Annotated in this window: 25 protein-coding genes; 14 read left to right on the forward strand and 11 right to left on the reverse strand. The window is 62.7% G+C overall.

Annotated elements, in window-relative coordinates; translation table 11 throughout:
* The first annotated feature begins 38 nt into the window (after nt 1–38).
* From V8Z65_RS17390 to V8Z65_RS17400, 3 genes are all read left to right on the forward strand, one after another.
* The gene (locus V8Z65_RS17390) at nt 39–503 is read left to right on the forward strand and encodes an Lrp/AsnC family transcriptional regulator (protein WP_338721410.1); all 465 of its coding nucleotides are present in this window, start codon (nt 39–41) and stop codon (nt 501–503) included.
* A gap of 91 nt (nt 504–594) precedes the next feature.
* Nucleotides 595–1,242, forward strand: coding sequence for a LysE family translocator (locus tag V8Z65_RS17395; protein ID WP_338721411.1), 648 nt, complete (start codon nt 595–597; stop codon nt 1,240–1,242).
* 85 nt (nt 1,243–1,327) lie between these two features.
* Nucleotides 1,328–2,176, forward strand: a complete 849-nt coding sequence (locus tag V8Z65_RS17400) for a 23S rRNA (adenine(2030)-N(6))-methyltransferase RlmJ (protein WP_338721412.1) — start codon at nt 1,328–1,330, stop codon at nt 2,174–2,176.
* A 76-nt stretch (nt 2,177–2,252) separates the two neighbouring features.
* Here V8Z65_RS17400 and V8Z65_RS17405 read toward each other — a convergent pair whose 3' ends face one another.
* From V8Z65_RS17405 to thpR, 5 genes are all read right to left on the reverse strand, one after another.
* Nucleotides 2,253–2,657, reverse strand: coding sequence for a VOC family protein (locus V8Z65_RS17405; RefSeq protein WP_338721413.1), 405 nt, complete (start codon nt 2,655–2,657; stop codon nt 2,253–2,255).
* A complete protein-coding gene (rlmN, locus tag V8Z65_RS17410; RefSeq protein WP_338724065.1) occupies nt 2,657–3,865 on the reverse strand; it encodes a 23S rRNA (adenine(2503)-C(2))-methyltransferase RlmN in 1,209 nt (402 codons plus the stop codon). The genes V8Z65_RS17405 and rlmN overlap by 1 nt, the downstream gene beginning before the upstream one ends.
* A gap of 223 nt (nt 3,866–4,088) precedes the next feature.
* On the reverse strand, nt 4,089–4,595 hold the full coding sequence (locus tag V8Z65_RS17415; RefSeq protein WP_338721414.1) for an invasion associated locus B family protein: 507 nt from the start codon (nt 4,593–4,595) through the stop codon (nt 4,089–4,091).
* Nucleotides 4,596–4,838: 243 nt separating this feature from the next.
* On the reverse strand, nt 4,839–5,360 hold the full coding sequence (locus V8Z65_RS17420) for an invasion associated locus B family protein (RefSeq protein ID WP_338721415.1): 522 nt from the start codon (nt 5,358–5,360) through the stop codon (nt 4,839–4,841).
* Between the two features lie 229 nt (nt 5,361–5,589).
* The gene (gene thpR / locus V8Z65_RS17425; protein ID WP_338721416.1) at nt 5,590–6,129 is read right to left on the reverse strand and encodes an RNA 2',3'-cyclic phosphodiesterase; all 540 of its coding nucleotides are present in this window, start codon (nt 6,127–6,129) and stop codon (nt 5,590–5,592) included.
* Between the two features lie 204 nt (nt 6,130–6,333).
* Between thpR and V8Z65_RS17430 the strand changes: the two genes are divergently transcribed.
* Nucleotides 6,334–7,059, forward strand: a complete 726-nt coding sequence (locus tag V8Z65_RS17430) for a Bax inhibitor-1/YccA family protein (protein ID WP_338721417.1) — start codon at nt 6,334–6,336, stop codon at nt 7,057–7,059.
* A gap of 151 nt (nt 7,060–7,210) precedes the next feature.
* Nucleotides 7,211–7,711 carry an N-acetyltransferase family protein gene (locus tag V8Z65_RS17435; RefSeq protein WP_338721418.1) on the forward strand — a complete coding sequence of 167 codons (501 nt, stop codon included), beginning with the start codon at nt 7,211–7,213 and terminating at the stop codon, nt 7,709–7,711.
* 20 nt (nt 7,712–7,731) lie between these two features.
* Here V8Z65_RS17435 and V8Z65_RS17440 read toward each other — a convergent pair whose 3' ends face one another.
* The 5 genes from V8Z65_RS17440 to acnA all read right to left on the reverse strand — a co-directional run bounded on the left by V8Z65_RS17440 (nt 7,732) and on the right by acnA (nt 13,022).
* A complete protein-coding gene (locus tag V8Z65_RS17440; protein ID WP_338721419.1) occupies nt 7,732–8,259 on the reverse strand; it encodes a putative immunity protein in 528 nt (175 codons plus the stop codon).
* Nucleotides 8,260–8,278: 19 nt separating this feature from the next.
* On the reverse strand, nt 8,279–8,752 hold the full coding sequence (locus tag V8Z65_RS17445) for a GNAT family N-acetyltransferase (protein ID WP_338721420.1): 474 nt from the start codon (nt 8,750–8,752) through the stop codon (nt 8,279–8,281).
* Entirely contained in the window at nt 8,749–9,099 is a 351-nt protein-coding gene (locus V8Z65_RS17450; protein WP_338724066.1) for a DUF2794 domain-containing protein, read from the reverse strand. Before V8Z65_RS17450 ends, V8Z65_RS17445 begins: the two co-directional genes overlap by 4 nt.
* A gap of 300 nt (nt 9,100–9,399) precedes the next feature.
* Nucleotides 9,400–10,137: a DUF1223 domain-containing protein gene (locus V8Z65_RS17455; RefSeq protein ID WP_338721421.1), complete on the reverse strand. Its 738-nt coding sequence runs from the start codon at nt 10,135–10,137 to the stop codon at nt 9,400–9,402.
* Between the two features lie 128 nt (nt 10,138–10,265).
* Nucleotides 10,266–13,022 (reverse strand): aconitate hydratase AcnA, encoded by a 2,757-nt coding sequence (gene acnA / locus V8Z65_RS17460; RefSeq protein WP_338724067.1) that lies wholly within the window; start codon nt 13,020–13,022, stop codon nt 10,266–10,268.
* Nucleotides 13,023–13,178: 156 nt separating this feature from the next.
* Between acnA and ccmA the strand changes: the two genes are divergently transcribed.
* The 6 genes from ccmA to V8Z65_RS17490 all read left to right on the forward strand — a co-directional run bounded on the left by ccmA (nt 13,179) and on the right by V8Z65_RS17490 (nt 16,141).
* On the forward strand, nt 13,179–13,805 hold the full coding sequence (gene ccmA / locus V8Z65_RS17465) for a heme ABC exporter ATP-binding protein CcmA (protein WP_338721422.1): 627 nt from the start codon (nt 13,179–13,181) through the stop codon (nt 13,803–13,805).
* The gene (gene ccmB, locus V8Z65_RS17470) at nt 13,802–14,467 is read left to right on the forward strand and encodes a heme exporter protein CcmB (RefSeq protein ID WP_338721424.1); all 666 of its coding nucleotides are present in this window, start codon (nt 13,802–13,804) and stop codon (nt 14,465–14,467) included. The genes ccmA and ccmB overlap by 4 nt, the downstream gene beginning before the upstream one ends.
* Nucleotides 14,468–14,476: 9 nt before the next feature.
* Nucleotides 14,477–15,247, forward strand: coding sequence for a heme ABC transporter permease (locus tag V8Z65_RS17475; protein WP_338721425.1), 771 nt, complete (start codon nt 14,477–14,479; stop codon nt 15,245–15,247).
* The gene (ccmD, locus tag V8Z65_RS17480; protein WP_338721426.1) at nt 15,244–15,390 is read left to right on the forward strand and encodes a heme exporter protein CcmD; all 147 of its coding nucleotides are present in this window, start codon (nt 15,244–15,246) and stop codon (nt 15,388–15,390) included. Before V8Z65_RS17475 ends, ccmD begins: the two co-directional genes overlap by 4 nt.
* Nucleotides 15,390–15,923, forward strand: coding sequence for a DsbE family thiol:disulfide interchange protein (locus tag V8Z65_RS17485; protein WP_338721427.1), 534 nt, complete (start codon nt 15,390–15,392; stop codon nt 15,921–15,923). The genes ccmD and V8Z65_RS17485 overlap by 1 nt, the downstream gene beginning before the upstream one ends.
* Before the next feature lie 71 nt (nt 15,924–15,994).
* On the forward strand, nt 15,995–16,141 hold the full coding sequence (locus V8Z65_RS17490) for a hypothetical protein (protein WP_338721428.1): 147 nt from the start codon (nt 15,995–15,997) through the stop codon (nt 16,139–16,141).
* 14 nt (nt 16,142–16,155) lie between these two features.
* On the opposite strand, the gene V8Z65_RS17495 is transcribed toward V8Z65_RS17490, so the two are convergent.
* Nucleotides 16,156–16,374, reverse strand: coding sequence for a DUF1674 domain-containing protein (locus V8Z65_RS17495; RefSeq protein WP_338721429.1), 219 nt, complete (start codon nt 16,372–16,374; stop codon nt 16,156–16,158).
* 95 nt (nt 16,375–16,469) lie between these two features.
* Between V8Z65_RS17495 and htpX the strand changes: the two genes are divergently transcribed.
* The 3 genes from htpX (at nt 16,470) to V8Z65_RS17510 (ending at nt 20,517) form a co-directional block, all read left to right on the forward strand.
* Nucleotides 16,470–17,453: a zinc metalloprotease HtpX gene (gene htpX, locus V8Z65_RS17500; protein ID WP_338721430.1), complete on the forward strand. Its 984-nt coding sequence runs from the start codon at nt 16,470–16,472 to the stop codon at nt 17,451–17,453.
* 42 nt (nt 17,454–17,495) lie between these two features.
* On the forward strand, nt 17,496–18,797 hold the full coding sequence (locus V8Z65_RS17505; RefSeq protein WP_338721431.1) for an RsmB/NOP family class I SAM-dependent RNA methyltransferase: 1,302 nt from the start codon (nt 17,496–17,498) through the stop codon (nt 18,795–18,797).
* A gap of 109 nt (nt 18,798–18,906) precedes the next feature.
* Nucleotides 18,907–20,517: a heparinase II/III family protein gene (locus tag V8Z65_RS17510; RefSeq protein ID WP_338721432.1), complete on the forward strand. Its 1,611-nt coding sequence runs from the start codon at nt 18,907–18,909 to the stop codon at nt 20,515–20,517.
* The last annotated feature ends 1 nt before the right edge of the window (nt 20,518 follow it).

Genomic DNA, 20,518 nt, shown 5'->3' on the forward strand with positions numbered 1-20,518 from the left:
GCATATCATGCCAAACACAGAAGAATGTGAAGCGGAAAATGCCAGAAATGCTCGACGCCATCGACCGCCGGATTTTGCGAGCATTGCAGCGCAATGGCCGCATGTCCAATGTGGAATTGGCCAATGCCGTGGGCCTGTCGCCCTCCCCCTGCCTGCGGCGCGTGAAGTTGCTCGAGGAAAAAGGCGTTATCGACCAGTATGTTGCGGTGCTCAACGGGCCCAAGCTCGGGCTCGGGCTCACGGTTTTTGCGCGCATCTGGTTCAAGACCCAGGACGCCGAAACCACCCACCAGTTTGCCGAGACTGTGCGAAAATTTCCCGAAGTGGCAGAGTGTTACCTCACCACCGGAGAATGCGACGCCATCATGCGGATCGTCACCACGGACCTGCACGCCTATTGGCGGTTTCAATCGGACTATCTAATGCGCATCCCGAGCGTGCAAAGCGTCAAGACCGATGTGCCCATGGAAACGATCAAGGCCGGACGCGAACTCCCGGTGTGAGGCCAGGCCCCCGTCAATGAACAGGTTCTGAACGCCCTACCCGGGCGCGCCGAAAAATGCGATGGTCCGGCGACCCATTCCGAGACCAGTTATGCCAGTGTTCGTCCCCGATCTGCCCGTCCTTCTCGCCTTCGCGCTGGCGACAGTGGTTCTTGCCATCACGCCGGGACCGGACATGGCCCTGCAGATGAGCCGTGCCATCAATTACGGACGGGCGCATGGCCTGGCCGCCATGTTCGGGGCCATGGCCGGCATATTGGTCCATACCATGCTGGTGGCCTTCGGCATTTCCATTCTGATCATCGCCGCCCCGCCCCTGTTCCTGGCGCTCAAGATCGCGGGCGCGATCTACCTCTTGTGGCTGGCCTATCAGGCGGTCGTGCATGGCGGCGGCTTGCGCCTTTCCGAAGCCGCCAGGAAGACGCCGACCCTGCGTCAGAGTTTTATGACCGGGATTGGCATCAACCTGCTCAATCCCAAGGTCGTTCTGTTTTTCGTGACCTTCCTGCCCCAATTCGTCGACGCCCATGACCCCGCCGCCACCGGCAAGCTGATTTTTCTCGGCCTCGAATTTGTGGCCCTTTCCATTCCGCTGGGTATCGTCACAGTGCTGCTGGCCGAGAGGCTGGCGGCCCTGTTTCGCTCTAGCAAGTGGGTGGAAAAGGCGCTCAACTGGAGCTTTGCCGCCATTTTTGCCGCCTTTGCGGCAACCATCCTGACGGCACAGGCGCGGCACTGATAACTATGGATCAAGCCCCTCGCATGGCTCAGGGCGTTCATTGCTCAATTCGTGCCACTGGCACGAATTGCCCCGGAGGGTCGCAATGAACTATCGCCACGCCTTTCACGCCGGCAATTTCGCCGATGTGGTCAAGCACGTCATCCTGACCCGCATCCTCGCCTATCTCATGAAGAAGGACGCCGCCTTCCGGGTGATCGACACCCATGCGGGCCTTGGCATTTATGACCTTTTCGGCGACCAGGCCGAAAAGACCGGCGAATGGCAGGACGGGATCGGCCGGCTGATTCACGTGAAACCACCCACCGACGTGGCCCAACTGCTGGCGCCCTATCTCGACGCCGTCCGGGCGCAGAACCCGGACGGAACGCTGCGTTACTATCCCGGCTCGCCCTTCATCACCCGACACATGCTGCGCGAGCAGGACCGGCTGATGGCCTTCGAACTCCATCCGATCGATGCTGACCGGCTGAAAGAAAACTTTGCCGGCGATTTTCAGACCCGCGTGACCCAGCTCGACGCTTGGGACATTTTTGGCACCCATTTGCCGCCCAAGGAAAAGCGCGGCCTGGTGCTGGTCGACCCACCCTTTGAGGAAAAGGGCGAGTTTTCCCGCATGGTGCAAAGCCTCGAAAAAGGCCATAAACGCTGGCCGGGCGGCACCTATGCCTATTGGTATCCGATCAAGGAACCGGGCGAGGTCGATGCCTATGTCAAAGCGCTCAAAAAGACCGGCATCCCAAAAATCCTCAGGCTCGAACTGACCATCCGCGCGCCTTCGACGCCACCACGCCTGCACGGCACTGGCATGGTGGTGATCAACCCGCCTTTCGTGCTGGAACAGGAGATGCGCGTACTGCTGCCGTTTCTGGCGGAACTACTCAGCGACGAGGGGCGCGGCAAGTGGAGCGTCGATTGGGTGGCGGGGGAGTAATACCCACCGGCCTGCCCCCTCATCCGCCCTTCGGGCACCTTCTCCCACAAGGGGAGAAGGGGGAGCGAGCAATCCGCTAGGGTTCGAGCGTTCGTTCGCAGAACCGCAACAGGTACCCATCCGGATCCTGCACACAGAATTGCCGCTGGAGGACGTCGCGTTCATCGACCCGATAGGATTTGGTCTCAACCGGCATGAAGAGCTGGACACCCGCAGCGTCCAGGCGTTCAAGGATCGGCTCCAGCGCCACGACCTCAATTTGCAGATTGAGCCCGCGGCCAAACGGACGCGCCAATTCGGCAGTGCGCCAGTCCCGGCCTATGCCGATCTGGTCCAGCATGATCTCGGCGCCGTCCAGACAAAGATAGGCAAAGCCTTCTTCTTCCCGCGCGTAGCGCACCGAGAAACCGAGCAGATCGCAATAAAAATGGCGACTTGCGGCAATATCGGATACCGAAAGCTCAGGGACCAGCGCCACCATCAGAGCGCCAGCAGCGCGTCCCGGTCTTTTTTGGTCATCCGTTCGCTCTCGCTCTTGAGCTGCCCGCAGGCGGCGAAGATGTCGCGGCCGCGCGGGGTGCGGACGGGCGAGGCATAGCCGGCCTTGTTGACGATATCGGCAAAGCGCTCGATGCGCGAGGATGGCGAGGTGCCATAGTTCGAACCCGGCCAGGGATTGAACGGGATGAGGTTGATCTTGGCGGGAATGCCGGCCAAGAGCCGCACCAGTTCGCGCGCTTCGGCATCAGAGTCATTGATGCCATCGAGCATGACATATTCGAAGGTGATGCGGCGAGCGTTGGAGAGGCCCGGATAATTCTTGCAGGCTTCGAGCAGCTCCTTGAGCGGCCATTTCTTGTTGATCGGCACCAGCACATCGCGCAGATCGTCGCGCACGGCATGGAGCGAAATGGCCAGCATGACATCGATCTCGCGCCCGGTCGGCTCGATATAGGGCACGACACCGGAAGTGGAGAGCGTAATGCGACGCTTGGAAATGGACATGCCATCGCCGGCCGAGGCGATGAGCAAAGCCTGTTTGACATTGTCGTAATTATAGAGCGGCTCGCCCATGCCCATCATCACGATATTGGTGATGGCGCGGGTTTCGCCGCCCGGCACCAGGCCTCCGTCGTCAGGGCGCGAACCGCCAGGGAAATCACCCAGACGCTCGCGCGCCATCAGGATCTGTCCCAGGATTTCGCCGGCGGTGAGATTGCGGACGAGCTTTTGCGTGCCGGTATGGCAAAAGGAACAGGTGAGCGTGCACCCGACTTGTGAAGAGACGCAAAGTGTCCCGCGGTCGCTTTCCGGGATATAGACGGTTTCGACCTCGACCGCCGGCATATGGGGATTGGCCGGATCGCGGAAGCGGAAGAGCCATTTGCGCGTGCCGTCGACTGAAACCTGCTCGGTGACGATTTCCGGCCGGTCGAGATTGAAGGTTTCACTGAGCTTCTGGCGGACCGGCTTGGCCACATTGGTCATGCGGTCGAAATCGGTGACGCCGTTGACATAGAGCCAGTTCCAGAGCTGGGAGGCGCGCATGCGCCCTTCCTTTTCCGAAACAACCTCATGGCTGACCAGCGTTTCCGCCAGGCCGGCCTTGGACAAGCCGATCAGCGACGGCCGCGCCGTGGACGCCGGGCGGATAGCGGTCGAATGGTCAAGGTTCAGCGCAAGGCTCATGGCGGGCACGGGGGGCTCAACAGATGCGGGAAGTGCGCGCCTTTAGCACAGGCAGGTGGAAAGCGCAAAGTCACGCTGGCGGGAGGCGGGGATGCGGTGAGGGCAGAACGATCAAAGTAGCCCGGGCCGCCCTCGGACTTGATCCGAGGGCCACTCGGATCTGGTGCGAACCTTGAAAGGTCCTCGGGTCAGGCCCGAGGACGGGACCGTGAGTGTTGAAAAATCAGCACTCGGCGCCAATAGCCTGTTGGGCGGCGGTAGCACCGGACAGCGAATAGGATTGCACGACCTGCGTGCCATCGGCAGCGGTACCGGTGATGGAAATGCTCGAACCGGCACGGATGGCGGCGGCCAGATTGGCCGACTGGGCGCTGTCATCGAGCCAGGCCGCATCGTTCTGGGTAAAGAGCGTGAAATTCTGGCCCCCGACATTGGCCGTGGCTGTGGAACCGGTCTGGAACGTATAGCCGGCCACCACATTGAACTCGTTCACCACATCTTCGCCGGGGCGGTTGGTGATATAGAGATAGGCCTCGCCATAGCCGCTCGGGGTCGGCTCGGTGCTTTTGGGCCTGGTCATGGCAAAGCAGACCGTGCCGCCGCCATCATCGGCCGCATAGCTCGACCAGTCTCGGAAATCGCCCAGAACCCGCGCCGACTGCGCCTCGGCCGGCAAAATGGCCGACAGCGTCGTGACAAGGGCAAGCGCGAGAGCGGAAATTCGGATCATCGGGTCTTTTACCATTAGAGCATCGCGCGAAAAAGTGGGTACCGGTTTTCCGCGAAAAACGATGCGACTACAAACAGATAGAGCAAACGTCCCGATTCCGTCGGGACGCATTTTGCTCTAGCAGAACCGGGCAAGGGGCTTTTTGCCCGATGCCCAGTTAGGGTGTTTGGGGGCGTCTCGGCAAGTCCCCGATCCGCACCATGACCGGGTGGGGAAAAGCGGCCCGTCTTTGGCTCCTATGCCTTACTGGCAGGCCGCATCGATGGCATTCATCGCCGCGGTGGCGCCGGAAAGGGAATAGGTATCGACCGTATCGGTGCCGCGCTGGCTGGTGCCGCGCACCACAAGCTGATTGCCGGCCTTGAAGGCGGCGACAAATCCGGGCTCATCGCTGCTCGAGGCCAGCCAGGCCGTCGAACCGCGGGCGGCCATGACATAGCTCTTGCCATCGACCGAGGCCGAGGCCTTGGCATCGCTGGTATTATAGGGGTAGCCGATCTGGGTCTGGACCTCGTTTTTCGAGCCCATGCCCTTGCGGTGCACGATCAGGAACTTGACCGGGTCGCGGTTGACGCCTGTGGGTTCGCTGCGCTGCGGCTCCCCAATGATAAAACAGAGCTGACCGCTCTGATCGCTCGCCGTATAGGCGGACCAGGCGTTGAACGTGCCCAGCTCGGTGGCCTGCTGGGCCTGAGCGGCCGGGGCCAGAGCCATGACCGTTGCCACCGCGAGCCCAAGGATGAGGCCACCGGTTTTCGTCGTCATCGCCAATTCTTCCTCTTGTTTTGCTGGTGTTCGTGGGGGCGTTCTGTCCGCCCAATGTGCCCCGAACATGGTTACCAAGGTGTCAAAAACCTCTCGGCCCCCGCCGCGCCGTTCGGCATTTGCTTCAAATGAAAGCCAAAGGCGGCGGGAATGGGGCACGATTTGCCCCGCGCCTCCCGGTCTGCCCGCTTAGGGTTAAGCCAATCCTAACAAGAGCGTGATCCGTCCCTCACGCCGCCAGCGGGTAGCTTTGTTCCACAAGATAGGGACCGCCCCCAACCGAATCCCGGCTGGAAAACAGCACGAACCGCGCCGGCACGAAACTGAGCGGTTCGAATCGGGCCGCCTCTGCGAGAAAGCGCGCCACATCCTCGGCCGTGGTGCCGCGCAAGCGCGCCAGCGATACATGCGGCACGAATTTGCGCCCCTCGGGCGGCAGGCCCGCCCTTTGCAACACCCGCTCATGGGCCGCCTGCAGCCGGTTGAGCGCTTCCGATGGCTCCACCCCTGCATAAAGCGCGCGCGGCTTGTCGCCGCCAAACGTGCCCAGATGCGTGAGCCGGATGGGGAATTGCAGCGAATTGGACAGCCGGTCGAGACTATCGACCACCTCATCGGCCGTATTGCCATCGACATCGCCGATAAAGCGCAGGGTGATGTGATAATTGTCCGGATCGATCCAGCGGGCGCCGGAAAGGCCGCCCCGCTTGAGCGAGAGGGCAAATCCCACCTCGGCGGGGATTTCGAGGCCGGTAAAGAGCCGGGGCATGATGTGCCTCCCTGGCAAGTGTCCGCGCGATTCGTCACTCGACCCTAACACAATCGCTTTATTGGGCCAGTCCCAGTGTCGCACGCGTCCGATTATCCTTGTCAATCAAGGATTGGCTCCCCATATTCCGAGCCAAGTGGCAACGCCAATTGCCCCCGGCGGTGACAAGACCGCATATGCGTTATTTGGAAAGGGAACCAAAGAATGGCTGAATATGACCGTCAGACCCTCGGTGCGCGGGCCGGCTCGGCCTTGGCCATCGACGAGGGCCTTCGCAGCTATATGCTGCGTGTCTACAATTATATGGGCCTCGGCCTGGTGGTAACGGGCCTGGTGGCCTTTTTCACCAGCCAGTGGGCCATGTCGAGCCAGGCGAACGCCGAGCTGCTTTATGGCAGCCCGCTGGCCTGGGTGATCATGCTCTCGCCGCTGGCCTTCGTGCTGGTCTTGAGCTTCGGCATCAACAAGCTGTCCGTGGGCGCGTCCCAGGCGATCTTCTGGGCCTTCGCGGCCGTGATGGGCCTGTCGCTGTCGTCCATCTTCCTGGTCTATACCGGCGCTTCGATCGCCAAGGTGTTCTTCATCACCGCCGCCACTTTCGGCGCGATGAGCCTTTACGGCTATACCACCAAGCGCGACCTGACCGGCATGGGCAACTTCCTGATGATGGGCCTGATCGGCATCATCATCGCCTCGATCGTGAACATCTTCCTTGGCTCGTCCATGCTCGATTTCGCGATCTCGGTGCTGGGCGTGCTGATCTTTACCGGTCTGACCGCCTATGACACCCAGAAGATCAAGGAAAGCTATTCGGAAGCCTATGGTGCCGACGTAATGGCCAAGAATGCCATTATGGGTGCGCTCTCGCTCTATCTCGACTTCATCAACCTCTTCCTGATGCTGCTCCGCCTGTTCGGCAATCGCGAGTAGCAATCAAGGCCTTGATCATAAGATCAAGGAATTTGGTTGGACGAAAATGGGGACCGCGGCTTACAACAGCCGCGGTCTTTTGTTTTGTCCTCGTTTTGCCGCGTTTCCGAACCGCAAAACCGTTACCACTTTTGCTCGAAACGCTCTCGCCATGTCCGACTATCTGCTGCGCCCCTTTTCCTGGTCCGATGTCCCCGCGATCACGGCGATCTATCGTCACTATGTCTATCATTCGGTGGCGACCTTCGATCTCGACGCGCCGGGCGAAACCTTCTTCGCCGAGAAATTCGGCCATATGCTCGAACTGGGCCATCCCATCGTCATCGCCCAGGGCCAGGACGGGGCCGTGCTGGGCTATTCCTATGCCTCGGTCTATCGGCCGCGCCCGGCCTATCGCTTCACCTGCGAGAACTCGGTCTATTGCGCGCCCGATGCCCAGGGCCGGGGCCTGGGACGAGCGATGATGGAGGCTGTGATCGAGCAATCGCGCGCCTTCGGCTTCAAGCAGATGATCGCCGTCATCACCGCCGAAGGCACCGGTTCAATCCGCCTGCATGAAAAGCTCGGCTTCCGCCATATCGGCCTGCACGAAAAGCTCGGCTTCAAATTCGACCGCTGGCTCGACATCGTCCATATGCAAAAGGCGCTTTAGGCCGCAGCCGGCGCGCCGCGTCAGGCGAGCCGGGCCTGCAGGCGCCCGATGATCCGCTTCATTTGCCCTGAAGCCAGGAGCCCGGGCCCCAATGGCCCGGACCGGTCCGTACCGATCGCGGGTAAAGTGCGCAGCGCCATGCGCATATCGGCCGTCACCTGCCCCAGCTGCCAATCGATCTCGACATCGACAAGGTGGGGTTGGTCGGGTGCGGCAAGGCTGATCGCCTTGACGGCATAGGCCGCCGCACCCAAAGCATGCGCGCCCATGTGACAGACCGCTGAGGCCTGGCCGGCCGATCGGGCGGCCGCCGCTGCCGCCGGAGACACGCCGCGCGCCGCGCTCCCGCCACCAAACCTGGCCCGAATTTCAGTCGCCGTATCGAGCGCGCCGCGGGCATAGGCCCTTGCCCGGGCAATGGCGGCGCGGGGGCGATCATCGTCGGGCTTTTCGGCCTCGAATATCCAAAGCACCCGTTCCGCACAGGCGGCGGCCCAATCCGCGACAAGGCGGCGATCGGCTTCGCTGAGCGTTTGCACCGAGATCATGATAAATCCTTGGCCAAGGTCAGGCCGACCGATCCAACATCTTATGCATGGCAAAGCAGGCCGTGCTGCCATCGGGCAAGGCATCGAGCGACCAGCCCTGCGCGCGGTAAAAGGCTTTTGCGGTGGCCGTGGCCTTGAGCCGCCCCTCGGCAAAGCCGCGGGCGATGAGATCGGCCTCCATATGGGCGAGAAGGGCTTTGCTGATCCCGCGGAACCGGGCATCCGGCGCCACATAATTGAGGGCGATTTCGCCGGACGCAGTGGTGGCACCCACAGCCGCGATCTCCCCCTCCAGTTCGGCCACCACCATGAAAAAGCCCTCTCGCGCCAGCATGTCGGCAATGCCCGAAGGCGTCTTGTTGGCCGTCCATTCGGCAATCATCTGCGGATCGTCATGGTGGTCGGCATGGCAGAGCTGGGTGATCGAGGCGATCAGGACCTCGCTGATGGCCGGCACATCCTCCGCCCGCGCCGGACGGATGACAAGGCTCACCCCACCACCGCCAGATCGGGATCGAGCACCCGCAGCACTTGGGCCAGGTCGTGCCCGCGTTTCAGGATACGGCCCTGCTGATTGGTGACCATGAACTGGCCCTGGCGATTGCGCAATTTGGGGTTCTTCTCGACCACGAAAAGCGGGCGCTCCGAGACCCGCGCATAGATGGAAAACAGCGCCCTGTCCTTGAGGAAATCCATGGCATAATCGCGCCATTCGCCCTGGCCCACCTTGCGGCCGTAAACGGCCAGGATCTGCATCAGCTCCCTGCGGTCGAAAGCCACGATGGGCTGCACAGGCCGGTTGGGCTGGCTGGCAGGCTCGCCCACATGCACCAGCGCCAGATTGGCCTGACTATCCTTGGAAGAACCCTGCACGCCGCCTCAATGCCTTGTCATCGCATGGTCATGATCGGCGCATTCGCGGGGCTTGGCAAGGGGCACAAAATTCCCCAATTCGGCCATGATTTGTCCCTGACACCGCCCCATTGCGTCAGCATCGTTCAAACATTGCCTCCAGTGGCTGGCAATCGGGCCGACCGAGCCCCCAAACCAGAAGGCCCGATTGCCAGCCTCCCATTTGAGTTGACTCCAAGTCAGTTGCCCGCTCCCGCCCCCGGAGCGGGCATTTTTGTCTCCGGGCCGTCAGAAACTATAGGCGGCAGCACCCAGGATCGGCCCGGGCAGGCCATTGCGCTCGGGCTGGATGAGGATGGCCACGCCGCCATTGTCGCCGTCCTGGAACTGGTCGAGCGGCAGTTTGATTTCCGCGCCTTCGGTGGCTTCCCACACGCCCACAACCTGCCGATTGACCACGACCTGGGTATAGACCATGGATTTTCCGGCATTTTCGCCCTTCTCGATGGCCACATCGGCCCGATCGAGATAGCGGACCAGCCAGATCGAAGCATCTTCCAGCGCCGCATCGGCCGGCACCGACAGCTTGAGCATATCGCCATGGGCCGTGAGCGAGATCTCGAGCGGCAATTGCGCCGAGGCCACGGCATCATAGACCTCGTCGCGCCGCGAGCCGACAACACCCTCGGCGCCATTGATGACCATTTGCGGGGTGAAGATACGCGACGACCCCCAGCTTTTGGCATAGCCGCGCTGACGGTCCGAAAAACCTTTGTCGCCAAAGGTATCTTCCCAGCCGATATAGTCCCAATAGTCCACGTGATAGGCCAGGGCCAACAGGTCGTCCCGGTCGGCAAGGCTGGTCAGCAGCGCATCGGCGGGTGGACAGGAAGCGCAACCCTGGCTGGTAAAGAGCTCCACCACCGCCTTGGGGTTGAGGCGCACCGATTGGGCGCCGGCTGACCCCACGAGGGCCAGTCCCATAAATATGCCGATAATGCATCCCGAGAAGCGGCGAAAATTCATGGGCGCTGTTGTAGGCCGCAGCCCTGGCAATTGCCTAGTCAAAAGCGGGTGAGGGCACGATTTGGGCCAAAAAAAGATGGCGACCACCGGGGCCGCCATCCTTAGATGCAGATTAATGTGAGCAGTGCTTACGCCGCCACCAGGCTCCGCAACACATAGTGCAGGATGCCGCCATTCTTGAAATAGTCCAGCTCATTGGCGGTATCGATGCGGCAGCGGGTTTCGACATTGAGCACTTCGCCGTTTGGCCGGGTGATCTTGACCTTGACCATGGCGCGCGGCTCGATGCTCTCGACGCCGACAATATCGACGGTCTCGCTGCCATCGAGACCCAGGCTCTGCCAGCTCTCGCCATCCTTGAACTGCAGCGGAATGACGCCCATGCCGACCAGGTTGGAGCGGTGAATTCGCTCAAAGCTCTGCGCGATGACCGCCTTGACGCCCAGAAGGTTGGTGCCCTTGGCCGCCCAGTCGCGCGAGGAGCCGGTGCCATATTCCTTGCCGGCAAAGATCACCAGTGGCGTGCCCTTTTTCTGATAGGCCATGGCCGCATCATAGATCGGCATCTGCTCGCCCGACGGGCCCTTGGTGAAGCCGCCCTCGACCCCATCGAGCATCATGTTCTTGATGCGGATATTGGCAAAGGTGCCGCGCATCATCACCTCGTGATTGCCGCGGCGGGCGCCATAGGAGTTGAAATCCTTTGGAGCCACCTGCCGCTCGGTCAGGTACTGACCAGCCGGGGTTGCCGGCTTGAACGAACCGGCCGGCGAAATGTGGTCGGTGGTGATCGAATCGAGGAACAGCGCCAGGACGCGGGCCGAGACCACATCGGTCACCGGCTTGGGTTCCATGGTCAGGTCTTCGAAATAGGGCGGATTCTGCACATAGGTGGACGACGAGTTCCAGCCATAGGTCTCACCGCCTTCCACGGCGATGGACTGCCAGTGCGTGTCACCCTTGAACACGTCCGAATAGCGCGAGCGGAACATGTCGGCATGGACGTGCTGACGCACGATCTCGGCCACTTCGTGATTGGTGGGCCAGATATCCTTGAGATAGACCGGCTTGCCATCCTTGCCCGTACCGAGCGGCTCGGTGGTGATATCGACATTGAGCGTGCCGAGCAGCGCATAGGCCACAACCAGCGGCGGCGAGGCCAGGTAGTTGGCGCGGACATCGGGGTTCACGCGACCCTCGAAATTGCGGTTGCCCGACAAGACCGAGGCGGCCACCAGCTTGTGCTCATTGATGCAATCGGAAATGGCCTGCGGCAGCGGGCCCGAATTGCCGATACAGGTGGTGCAGCCATAGCCCACCAGGTTAAAGCCGATGGCGTCGAGATCGTCCTGCAGGCCCGCAGCGGTCAGGTAATCGGTGACCACCTGCGATCCGGGTGCCAGCGAGGTCTTGACCCAGGGCTTGGAATTAAGGCCCAGCGCCCGCGCCTTGCGGGCAACCAGCCCGGCCGCCACCAGCACCGAGGGGTTCGAGGTATTGGTGCACGAGGTAATGGCCGCGATCACCACCGAACCATCGTCGATATGATAATCGGTGCCTGTGACCGGGAAGGCGGCTTCTTCGGGAATGTCGTCGACGCCAGTGGCGCCTTCATCGACATAGCGCGCCTCACCATTGCTGTCGGGCAGGCGGGTGCGCTCGGCACGGCCACCGGCCAGTTCGGGCAGCGCCTTGGCAAAGGTCGAAGTCACATCCTTGAGGGCAACACGGTCCTGCGGACGCTTGGGGCCCGAAAGCGAGGGCACGACGGTGGAGAGATCGAGCTCCAGGGTCGAAGTGAAGACCGGATCGGGGCTGTCCGAAGTGCGGAACATGCCCTGGGCCTTGGAATAGGCCTCGACCAGGGCCACGCGATCGGGGTCGCGGCCGGTCGTGGTGAGGAATTTGAGCGTATCGGCGTCGACCGGGAAATAGCCACAGGTGGCGCCATATTCGGGCGCCATATTGGCGATGGTCGCCTGGTCTTCGAGGCTGAGATAATCAAGGCCCGGGCCGTAGAATTCGACGAATTTGCCGACCACGCCCTTCTTGCGCAGCATTTCGGTGACGGTCAGCACCAGGTCAGTGGCGGTAATGCCTTCATTGATCTTGCCGGTAAGCTTGAAGCCCACAACTTCGGGGATCAGCATGGTGATCGGCTGGCCCAACATGGCCGCTTCGGCCTCGATGCCGCCCACACCCCAGCCGAGCACGGCCAGGCCATTGACCATGGTGGTGTGCGAGTCGGTGCCCACCAGGGTGTCGGGATAGGCGACGGTCTCGCCATTTTCTGTCTTGGTCCAGACGGTCTGGGCCAGATATTCCAGGTTCACCTGGTGGCAAATGCCGGTGCCGGGCGGCACGACGCGGAAATTGTCGAATGCAGACTGGCCCCAGCGCAGGAATTCATAGCGCTCGCCATTGCGCTCATATTCGAGCTCGACATTCTGGTTGAACGCCAAAGGCGTACCATAGCTGTCCACCATGACCGAATGGTCGATGACCAGGTCAACCGGCACCAGCGGATTGATCTTTTGCGGATTGGCACCGAGCTTGGCCGTGGCGTCGCGCATGGCGGCAAGATCCACCACGGCGGGCACGCCGGTAAAGTCCTGCATCAGCACGCGCGCCGGACGATAGGAAATTTCATGTTCGCTGGTGCGCGACACCAGCCATGCCGCCACCGCTTCGATATCGGCCTTGGTCACAGTGCGATTGTCTTCAAAGCGCAGCAGGTTTTCCAGCACCACCTTCATCGAACCGGGCAGCTTGGAGACGCCGGCAAGGCCGTTCTTTTCGGCCTCGACAATGGAATAATAGGTATAGGTCTTGCCGCCGACCGTGAGCGTCGACTTGGATTTGAAGCTGTCTATCTGTGTCACGATGCTCCGCCCTTCTTGCTGCTGTTGCGCGGGATTGTCCGGGGCTTGGGGCCGAAGAAAAATCCGCGCTTTTCTGGAATGAATCCAATCTCTCAGGGCTTATAGTCAATCACATAGGCCCTTGCCAGTCGTACCATTGGTTCAATACGAGATGGGGCCATGACGCAAAGGCAAGTCCAGCACCCGATAATTCTCAAGACTGAGGCGCTTGCCTGCGGTCGGGGCGAGACAATTCTTGCCCGCGATCTCGATCTCGAGGTGCCGGCCGGGACCGGGCTGCTGCTGCGCGGCCCCAATGGCGCGGGTAAATCCACCCTGCTGCTGACCCTGGCCGGTCTGCTTGCACCGCTTGGCGGTCATATTCATTTTGAGGGTGCAGGCCCTGACGATGGGCCCCTGATGCACCATTGCGGACATCGCAACGCCGTGCGGCCGCGCTTGAGCGTCCTCCAGACGCTGCGCTTCTGGGCCGAGATCAATGGCACGGGCCAAGTGCCGTGCGAAGCCGCGCTCGACCGCGTGGGCCTCGGCCGGACAGCCCATCTCGATGCCGGCTATCTTTCTGCCGGCCAACAGCGCCGCCTGGTTTTGGCGCGCCTATTGGTGTCGCCCCGCCCGGTCTGGCTGCTCGACGAGCCCAGCGCCGCTCTCGACACCCAGGGCCAGGCCTTGCTGGCAAAGCTGCTGACCGAACATTTCGCGGCCGGTGGGCTGGCGGTCATCGCCACCCATGACGATATCGCCCTGCCCCAATTGACCACCCTCAATCTGGGAGCCCCGGCATGAGCGGCTTTCTTGGCGTCCTCAAGCGCGACTTGCGCCTGAGCCTGGCCGGCGGCGGCGAGGTGATGACGCTGGTGCTGTTCTTCATCATTGTCGGCGCCATCGTCCCCTTCGCCGTCGGCCCGGACCGGCTGCTGCTGGCCCGCATCGCCCCCGGCATCATCTGGATCGCGGCATTCCTGGCCATGCTGCTGGGCCTTGACCGCCTGTTCCGGCCCGACCGCGACGACGGCACCCTGGCGCTCTACCGGCTGGCCGACATGTCCATGGCCAGCGCAGTTGCCGCAAAAGTGATCGCCCATTGGCTGACCGCCGCCCTGCCCCTGATCCTCGCATCGCCCTTTCTGGCCATGATCCTGGCCATGGACGGCCCGACCTTTGCCCGCACCCTATTGTCGCTGTTGATCGGCACACCGGCCCTGGCCGCCTTCGGCACCTTCGGAGCCGCCATAACCGTGGCCGTGCGGCGCGGCGGGCTGCTCGCGCCCATCCTCATCGCGCCGCTTTGCGTGCCGGTGCTGATCTTCGGGGTTGGCGCCATCGCGCCTCTTGGCGGGCCCGACCAGGCGACAAATGCCATGCTCCTGCTTGCGGCACTCAGTCTCATGGCCTGCGCCCTGTCTCCCTTTGCCGCCGCACTTGCGATAGACTGGGGAGAAGAGTAGAGCGCGCCCATGAATCTAGACGGCACTGATGACATCCCCAAACTGAGCTGGTGGAACCGGCTGGCCCATCCCGGCCAGTTCATGGGCTGGACCCGGCCGCTGATCTGGCCGCTGGTGGCTGTCACAGCAGTGCTGTTCCTGCTGGGCCTGTGGTTCGCCTTCTTCAATTCGCCCGCCGACTACCAGATGGGCGATACGGTGCGCATCATGTATGTGCATGTGCCCACCGCCTGGCTCAGCCAGTTCGTCTATGCCGCCATGGCGGTTTCGGCGCTGGGCACGCTGGTCTGGCGGCACCCGCTGGCCGATGTGTCGATGAAAGCCGCCGCGCCCCTGGGCGCCGCCTTTACCGCTATGGCGCTGTTTACCGGCTCCATGTGGGGCCGCCCGACCTGGGGCACGTTCTGGGAATGGGACGGGCGCATGACCTCGACGCTCATCCTGCTTTTTATCTATCTGGGGATCATCGCCCTGTGGCGCGCCTTCGATGATCAATTGCGGGCCGCGCGTATTGTCGCGGTCTTCACCCTTGTCGGCGCGGTCAATGTGCCCATCATCAAATTCTCGGTCGATTGGTGGTCGACGCTGCACCAGCCCGCCAGCGTCTTCCGCCCGGACGGGCCAACCATGCCGGCCTCCCTGCTGACGCCGCTTTTCATCATGTTCTTTGCCTTCACCCTGCTTTTCGTCACCCTGCAATTGGTGGCCATGCATACCGAAATCCGCCGGCGCCGCCTGGTGACGCTTGAGCGCCGCGCCGCACGTGGAGAGGCCGCATGATCGCGCTGGGGGAACATGCCCAATTCATCATCGCCGCCTATGCCGGCATATTTCTCGGCCTGGCGCTGCTGATCGGCTGGATCGTTTTCGATGCAAGGCGGGTCAAGGCGCGGCTGGAAACACTCGGGGACAAACGCGGCTGATGCGCTATGTCCTTTTTGCCCTGCCCCTGATCCTCTTGGTGGCGCTGGTCTCGGTTTTCGCCTTTTCGATCGATCGCGATGCGAGCCTGGTCCGCTCGGTGTTGATCGACAAGCCGGCCCCGGCCTTCGACCTCCCGCCGGTCGAGGGCCTGGATGTGCCCGGTTTCGACACTGCCGCGCTTGAAGGCGAAGTCACCGTGGTCAATGTCTTTGCCTCCTGGTGCATTCCCTGCCGCGACGAGCATCCCCTGCTCGAAGCGCTCAAGGCCGAGACCGGCGTGCGCCTGTTCGGCATCAATCATTCCGACGCGCCGGAAAACGCCCGGGCATTCCTGGCCGAATTGGGCAATCCCTATGACGCTGTGGGGGCCGACCGCGATCGCCGCGTTTCCATCGACTGGGGTGTCTATGGCGTCCCCGAGACCTTTCTGGTCGATGCCGAGGGGGTCATCACCTATAAGCATGTCGGCCCTTTGACGCCTTCGGCTATTGAAACCGAACTGCTTCCCGCCCTAGAACGGGCCCGGAGCTGAGCCATTCAGGCTCCGTTCATCTTGTCTGCAGCATTCTGCGGGCGTTATCGCATTCCCGACCAGAGAGCCGCATGCTGCATCGAGTTCTGACCCATTTGCGCCATCAGCCGCTGATCACCCGCATCGAATATGTGCTGATTGCCGCCATTGTTACCGTGGTCACGACTTTTGCAGTCTCCGCCGCCGGCTACAATATCACCGATTTCTTCCCCGGCTGACGAAACCCGGGTCTCTAGAAGTCGCTGGTCAGGCCCTTGATTTCCCAATCGCCATAACGCACCGGTTCCAGCCCGCCGCGGCCGCCTTTTTCCCTGGGGGCCATGGCGGTCGCCGCATCGATCTGCTGCCGCCGGGCCTCGGCTTCGGCCAGGGCACGCTGCGCCGCCGGGCTCAGGGCCTTTTCCTCTTGGGCCGTGTCAGGCTCCGGTGAACTCTTCTCCTGCTCGCTCATGCTCTCTTCCATGACAAATTGGTCACCCTGCTTGCACCGAACCGCTCGGCGCACAACATAGTTGCTCAACGCTTCCAACCCAAGGGTTCGAAACAATGTTCAATACGCTGCGCACCTTTGTCCTTCTGGCGGCAATGACGGCGCTGTTCATGGTGGTGGGCTATTTCATCGGCGGCACCGGCGGCATGATGATTGCCCTGGTTTTCGCCGCTGCGACTAACCTCTTCGCCTATTGGAATTCGGACAAGATGGTTCTGCGCATGCAGAACGCCGTGCCGGTCGAACGCAGCCGCGCACCCGAGCTTTATGACATGGTCGATGTGCTTTCGAGGCGCGCCGGCCTGCCGACCCCCAAAGTCTATGTCATCGAAACCGACCAGCCCAATGCCTTTGCCACGGGACGCGACCCCAATAATGCGGCCGTGGCCGTATCGTCGGGCCTGCTGCGCCAGCTCGATACGCGCGAAGTGGCGGGCGTGGTCGCCCACGAGCTGGCCCATATCAAACACCGCGACACCCTGACCATGACCATCACCGCCACCCTGGCCGGTGCCATTTCGGCCCTGGCCCAGTTTGGCCTGTTCTTTGGCGGCGGCAATAATCGCGACAACCCGCTGGGCGGCATTGGCGCTTTGCTCATGGTATTCCTGGCCCCGCTGGCCGCCATGCTGGTGCAGATGGCCGTGAGCCGCACCCGCGAATATGAAGCCGACCGGCACGGCGCCGAGATTTCCGGCGACCCGCTGGCCCTGGCGTCGGCGCTCAACAAGATCGCCACCCTGGCCGGACGCCAGGTCAATGTCGCGGCCGAGCGCAATCCCGCCATGGCGCATATGTATATCGTCAATCCCCTGAGCGGGCAGCGCATGGACAATCTGTTTTCCACCCATCCGGACACCGGCAATCGCATTGCCGCGCTGCAAAGGCTTGCCGCCGGCATGCCTGTGGACGATAAGGGCGCCAGGCCCCAGCGCCGCCCACGGCCCGCTGCACCGCGCAGCACCAGTGGTGGTGGCTGGCGCGTGCCGACCGCCGGACGTTCCGAAGATCAGGACCGCTCCCGCGGGCCCTGGGGATAGAGCAACGCCTCTCAGGCGTCTGCAAGAGACTGAGTTGACGAATTGGCGCAACGCACCGAACCGGCGGGCCTCAAGCTTCGCCTTGCTGCCGCTCAGCGGCTGAAAGCCGTCCTGGCCTACGATCATTTTACGCCCCTTGATGCCGGCGACCTGGCCGATGGCCGGGACCGCGCGCTGGCCAACCGGCTGATCACCACGGCCCTGCGCCGCCATGGACAGATCAATGACGTGCTGGCCGATCTTTTGGAAAAAGGCCTGCCGCCCCGTTCTGGCAGCTTTGAAGCGGTGTTGCGCCTCTCGCTGGCCCAATTGATTTTCCTGCCCGATCTGGGCGCGCATAGCGCCCTGTTCCTGGCCGTCGAAGCCGTCAAACGCGACAACAAGGCCCGGCATCTCAGCGGCCTGATGAATGCCGTGCTGCGCCGGGCCCAGGCCAATTCGGCCCGCTACGGCCTGATGGACAATGCCCGATTGCTGCCCGACCCTTTCCTCGCGGGCTGGACCGCGGCCTATGGCGCCGACGCCGTCGCTCAGTTTGCCCAGGCCCTGATCGAGGGCGCGCCGCTGGACCTGACATTGCGCGACGAGGATGCCGATTTGATCGACGCGCTTAATGCCGAGCCGGTTCTGGTCGATAGCGTTCGCCTCGAAAGCCGCGACCGGCCCGTGGAGGCCCTGCCCGGCTTTGCCGAGGGCCGCTGGTGGGTGCAGGATGCCGCCTCGGCCATACCGGCGCGCCTCATGGGCCTCGCGCCCGGCCAGACCGTGCTTGATCTATGTGCCGCGCCCGGCGGCAAGACCGCCCAATTGATCAAGGCCGGCTATAAGGTCACCGCCTTGGACAACGACACCGGCCGGCTTGAACGGCTGAAACAGAATATGGCCCGGCTCGGCTATGCGCCCAGGATCATGGAGGCCGATGCGGCCAATTACGACCCGGCATCGCCCTTTGATGGTGTGCTTCTGGACGCCCCCTGTTCGGCCACCGGCACCTTTCGCCGGCATCCCGAGGTGCTGTGGAGCCGCAATACGCGCGATATTGCCGGCCGCGTCCGCCTGCAGCAGGCGCTTTTGGCCAATGCCTTCCGGTGCCTGGCCCCTGGTGGCACCCTGATCTATTGCGTCTGCTCACTTGAGCCTGCCGAGGGTGAAGACCAGGTGTCCTGGATCCTTGATGCCCTGCCCGGCCTCGAGCTCTGGCCCATCGAACCCAAGGACATGGCCGGACTGGAACAGGCCGTGACCGACAAAGGCCTGGTGCGCACCCACCCTGCCATGACCCCCGGCACCGGAAATGCGGGGATGGACGGGTTCTTCGTGGCGCGGTTCCGGCGAACACGCTAAGGGCTTTGGTAACAGGCAACCGGCATCATTGGCCGGCGAGGACTCTTCGAGTGATTTTGGTCAAGCATAGGGCAGTGGCTTGCTCCCCGGACATGGGGAGAAGGCGGCGATGAGCGGACGGCTGATAACGGCCGGGCGCCGCTTTGCGCTCGACCTTGCCGACAGCGTGGTGACCATGCCCATGCTGCGCTGGACCTGGCGCGGCCAGACCGATCATGCCTATGCCGGCGACCTTCCCGATTTCCGCCCCGCCGACCGCCAGGCCGTGCGCGAAATGATGTCGGGCCGTTACCTGCTCGCATCCAAACTGTTCGAAACCGGCGGCGCCTCGCCCTTCTCGCTGGATGTGGACCACCCCGACTGGTGGAACAATCTGCATAGCTTTTCCTGGTTGCGGCATTTCCGCGATGTGCGCGACCCCGGCGAGAAGCTGTTTGCCCGCACCCTGGTACTGGACTGGATCGGCCGCGAGGGCCAATTCGAGGCCGATAGCTGGACCCTGACGCTGACCGCTCAACGCGTGCTCAACTGGCTACGCCACCTCACCCTGGTGCTGGATGGCGCAACCCCCGACCAGACCCGCACCATCCAGCGCAGCCTGGGCACCCAGGTGCAAAGCCTGCGCATCCGCGGTGCGCTTGCCGCGGACCCGATCGAGGCCCTCTTTGCCGCCATTGGCCTGCTGGGTGCCGAATTGTGCAATCTGGTCGATGTGCCCGATATCGACACCAATGTCGCCCGGCTCGAAGCCTTGCTCGGCCAGCAACTCGATAGCGACGGCCTGCATTTCTCGCGCAATCCGCGCCAGCAATTGGCCCTGCTCGTGGAGCTGGCAAGCCTGCGGCGGGCCGTGGGGCGCCATGGCAGCCCCGCCATGGCCGAATTGGCCAATCGCATCGACCGCATGCATGAGGCGCTCGACGCCCTGACCCTCTCGAGCGGCGAGCCTGTCTACTTTAACGGTTGCGGCCAGGTGCCCCACGACATTCTGGTGGCGGTGCAGGCCAATGGGCCATCGGCCTCGCGGCGCTCCCGGCTGGTGGGCGGCTATGGCATTGTGCGCGACGGACAGACCGTGGTGATTGCCGATAGCGGGGCAAGGCCGCCACCGGGCTTTGATGCCGAGGCGCATGATGGGGCCTTGGCCTTCGAATTCGCCCATGGCAGCGAACTGGTTGTCGGCAGTTGTGGTCCTGCGCCGTCCGACATGCCCGAAAGCCGCGATCTCTTTCGCCAGACCATAGCCCATTCCGCACCCACCTTAGATGCCGAAGGCCCGGATCACAAAGCCGCACGCGCCGGCACGCCGGCCATGACCCTGGACAGCGGCGAAAACATGCTGACCCTGACCAGCGCCGGCTATGCCGCCCATTATGGCGCCGAGATCGAACGCCGGCTGACCCTTTTGTCGGAGGGCACGACTTTGGTCGGACAGGACAGGATCGTTCCAACCGGCACCCCGCAGGGCCTGCTCTCGCTGCGTTTTCACCTGGCGCCGGGGGTCAAGGTGCGCCGCACCACCGGCGAAGGCATTGCCCGGCTCGTCCTGCCCAATGGCGTCACCTGGAGCTTTCTTTGGGAAGGCGCGCAATTCCGAGAAGAGGATAGCGTGCGCCAGTCTGCCTATCTTGGCTTTCACCGCACCCGGCAATTGGTGCTGGAAACCGATATCGCCAGCGACACCGAAGTGGCCTGGATTTTCACCCTCGAGCAGCAATAGC

It is taken from the genome of Devosia sp. XK-2, assembly GCF_037113415.1.
Lineage (GTDB): Bacteria > Pseudomonadota > Alphaproteobacteria > Rhizobiales > Devosiaceae > Devosia.

Excerpts from the sequence above, each read along its gene's own strand:
- V8Z65_RS17390 (WP_338721410.1), top strand. The coding sequence starts at position 39 with ATGCCAGAAATGCTCGACGCCATCGACCGCCGGATTTTGCGAGCATTG.
- V8Z65_RS17395 (WP_338721411.1), top strand. The coding sequence starts at position 595 with ATGCCAGTGTTCGTCCCCGATCTGCCCGTCCTTCTCGCCTTCGCGCTG.
- V8Z65_RS17400 (WP_338721412.1), top strand. The coding sequence starts at position 1,328 with ATGAACTATCGCCACGCCTTTCACGCCGGCAATTTCGCCGATGTGGTC.
- V8Z65_RS17405 (WP_338721413.1), bottom strand. The coding sequence starts at position 2,657 with ATGGTGGCGCTGGTCCCTGAGCTTTCGGTATCCGATATTGCCGCAAGT.
- rlmN (WP_338724065.1), bottom strand. The coding sequence starts at position 3,865 with ATGAGCCTTGCGCTGAACCTTGACCATTCGACCGCTATCCGCCCGGCG.
- V8Z65_RS17415 (WP_338721414.1), bottom strand. The coding sequence starts at position 4,595 with ATGATCCGAATTTCCGCTCTCGCGCTTGCCCTTGTCACGACGCTGTCG.
- V8Z65_RS17420 (WP_338721415.1), bottom strand. The coding sequence starts at position 5,360 with ATGACGACGAAAACCGGTGGCCTCATCCTTGGGCTCGCGGTGGCAACG.
- thpR (WP_338721416.1), bottom strand. The coding sequence starts at position 6,129 with ATGCCCCGGCTCTTTACCGGCCTCGAAATCCCCGCCGAGGTGGGATTT.
- V8Z65_RS17430 (WP_338721417.1), top strand. The coding sequence starts at position 6,334 with ATGGCTGAATATGACCGTCAGACCCTCGGTGCGCGGGCCGGCTCGGCC.
- V8Z65_RS17435 (WP_338721418.1), top strand. The coding sequence starts at position 7,211 with ATGTCCGACTATCTGCTGCGCCCCTTTTCCTGGTCCGATGTCCCCGCG.
- V8Z65_RS17440 (WP_338721419.1), bottom strand. The coding sequence starts at position 8,259 with ATGATCTCGGTGCAAACGCTCAGCGAAGCCGATCGCCGCCTTGTCGCG.
- V8Z65_RS17455 (WP_338721421.1), bottom strand. The coding sequence starts at position 10,137 with ATGAATTTTCGCCGCTTCTCGGGATGCATTATCGGCATATTTATGGGA.
- ccmA (WP_338721422.1), top strand. The coding sequence starts at position 13,179 with ATGACGCAAAGGCAAGTCCAGCACCCGATAATTCTCAAGACTGAGGCG.
- ccmB (WP_338721424.1), top strand. The coding sequence starts at position 13,802 with ATGAGCGGCTTTCTTGGCGTCCTCAAGCGCGACTTGCGCCTGAGCCTG.
- V8Z65_RS17475 (WP_338721425.1), top strand. The coding sequence starts at position 14,477 with ATGAATCTAGACGGCACTGATGACATCCCCAAACTGAGCTGGTGGAAC.
- ccmD (WP_338721426.1), top strand. The coding sequence starts at position 15,244 with ATGATCGCGCTGGGGGAACATGCCCAATTCATCATCGCCGCCTATGCC.
- V8Z65_RS17485 (WP_338721427.1), top strand. The coding sequence starts at position 15,390 with ATGCGCTATGTCCTTTTTGCCCTGCCCCTGATCCTCTTGGTGGCGCTG.
- V8Z65_RS17490 (WP_338721428.1), top strand. The coding sequence starts at position 15,995 with ATGCTGCATCGAGTTCTGACCCATTTGCGCCATCAGCCGCTGATCACC.
- V8Z65_RS17495 (WP_338721429.1), bottom strand. The coding sequence starts at position 16,374 with ATGAGCGAGCAGGAGAAGAGTTCACCGGAGCCTGACACGGCCCAAGAG.
- htpX (WP_338721430.1), top strand. The coding sequence starts at position 16,470 with ATGTTCAATACGCTGCGCACCTTTGTCCTTCTGGCGGCAATGACGGCG.
- V8Z65_RS17510 (WP_338721432.1), top strand. The coding sequence starts at position 18,907 with ATGAGCGGACGGCTGATAACGGCCGGGCGCCGCTTTGCGCTCGACCTT.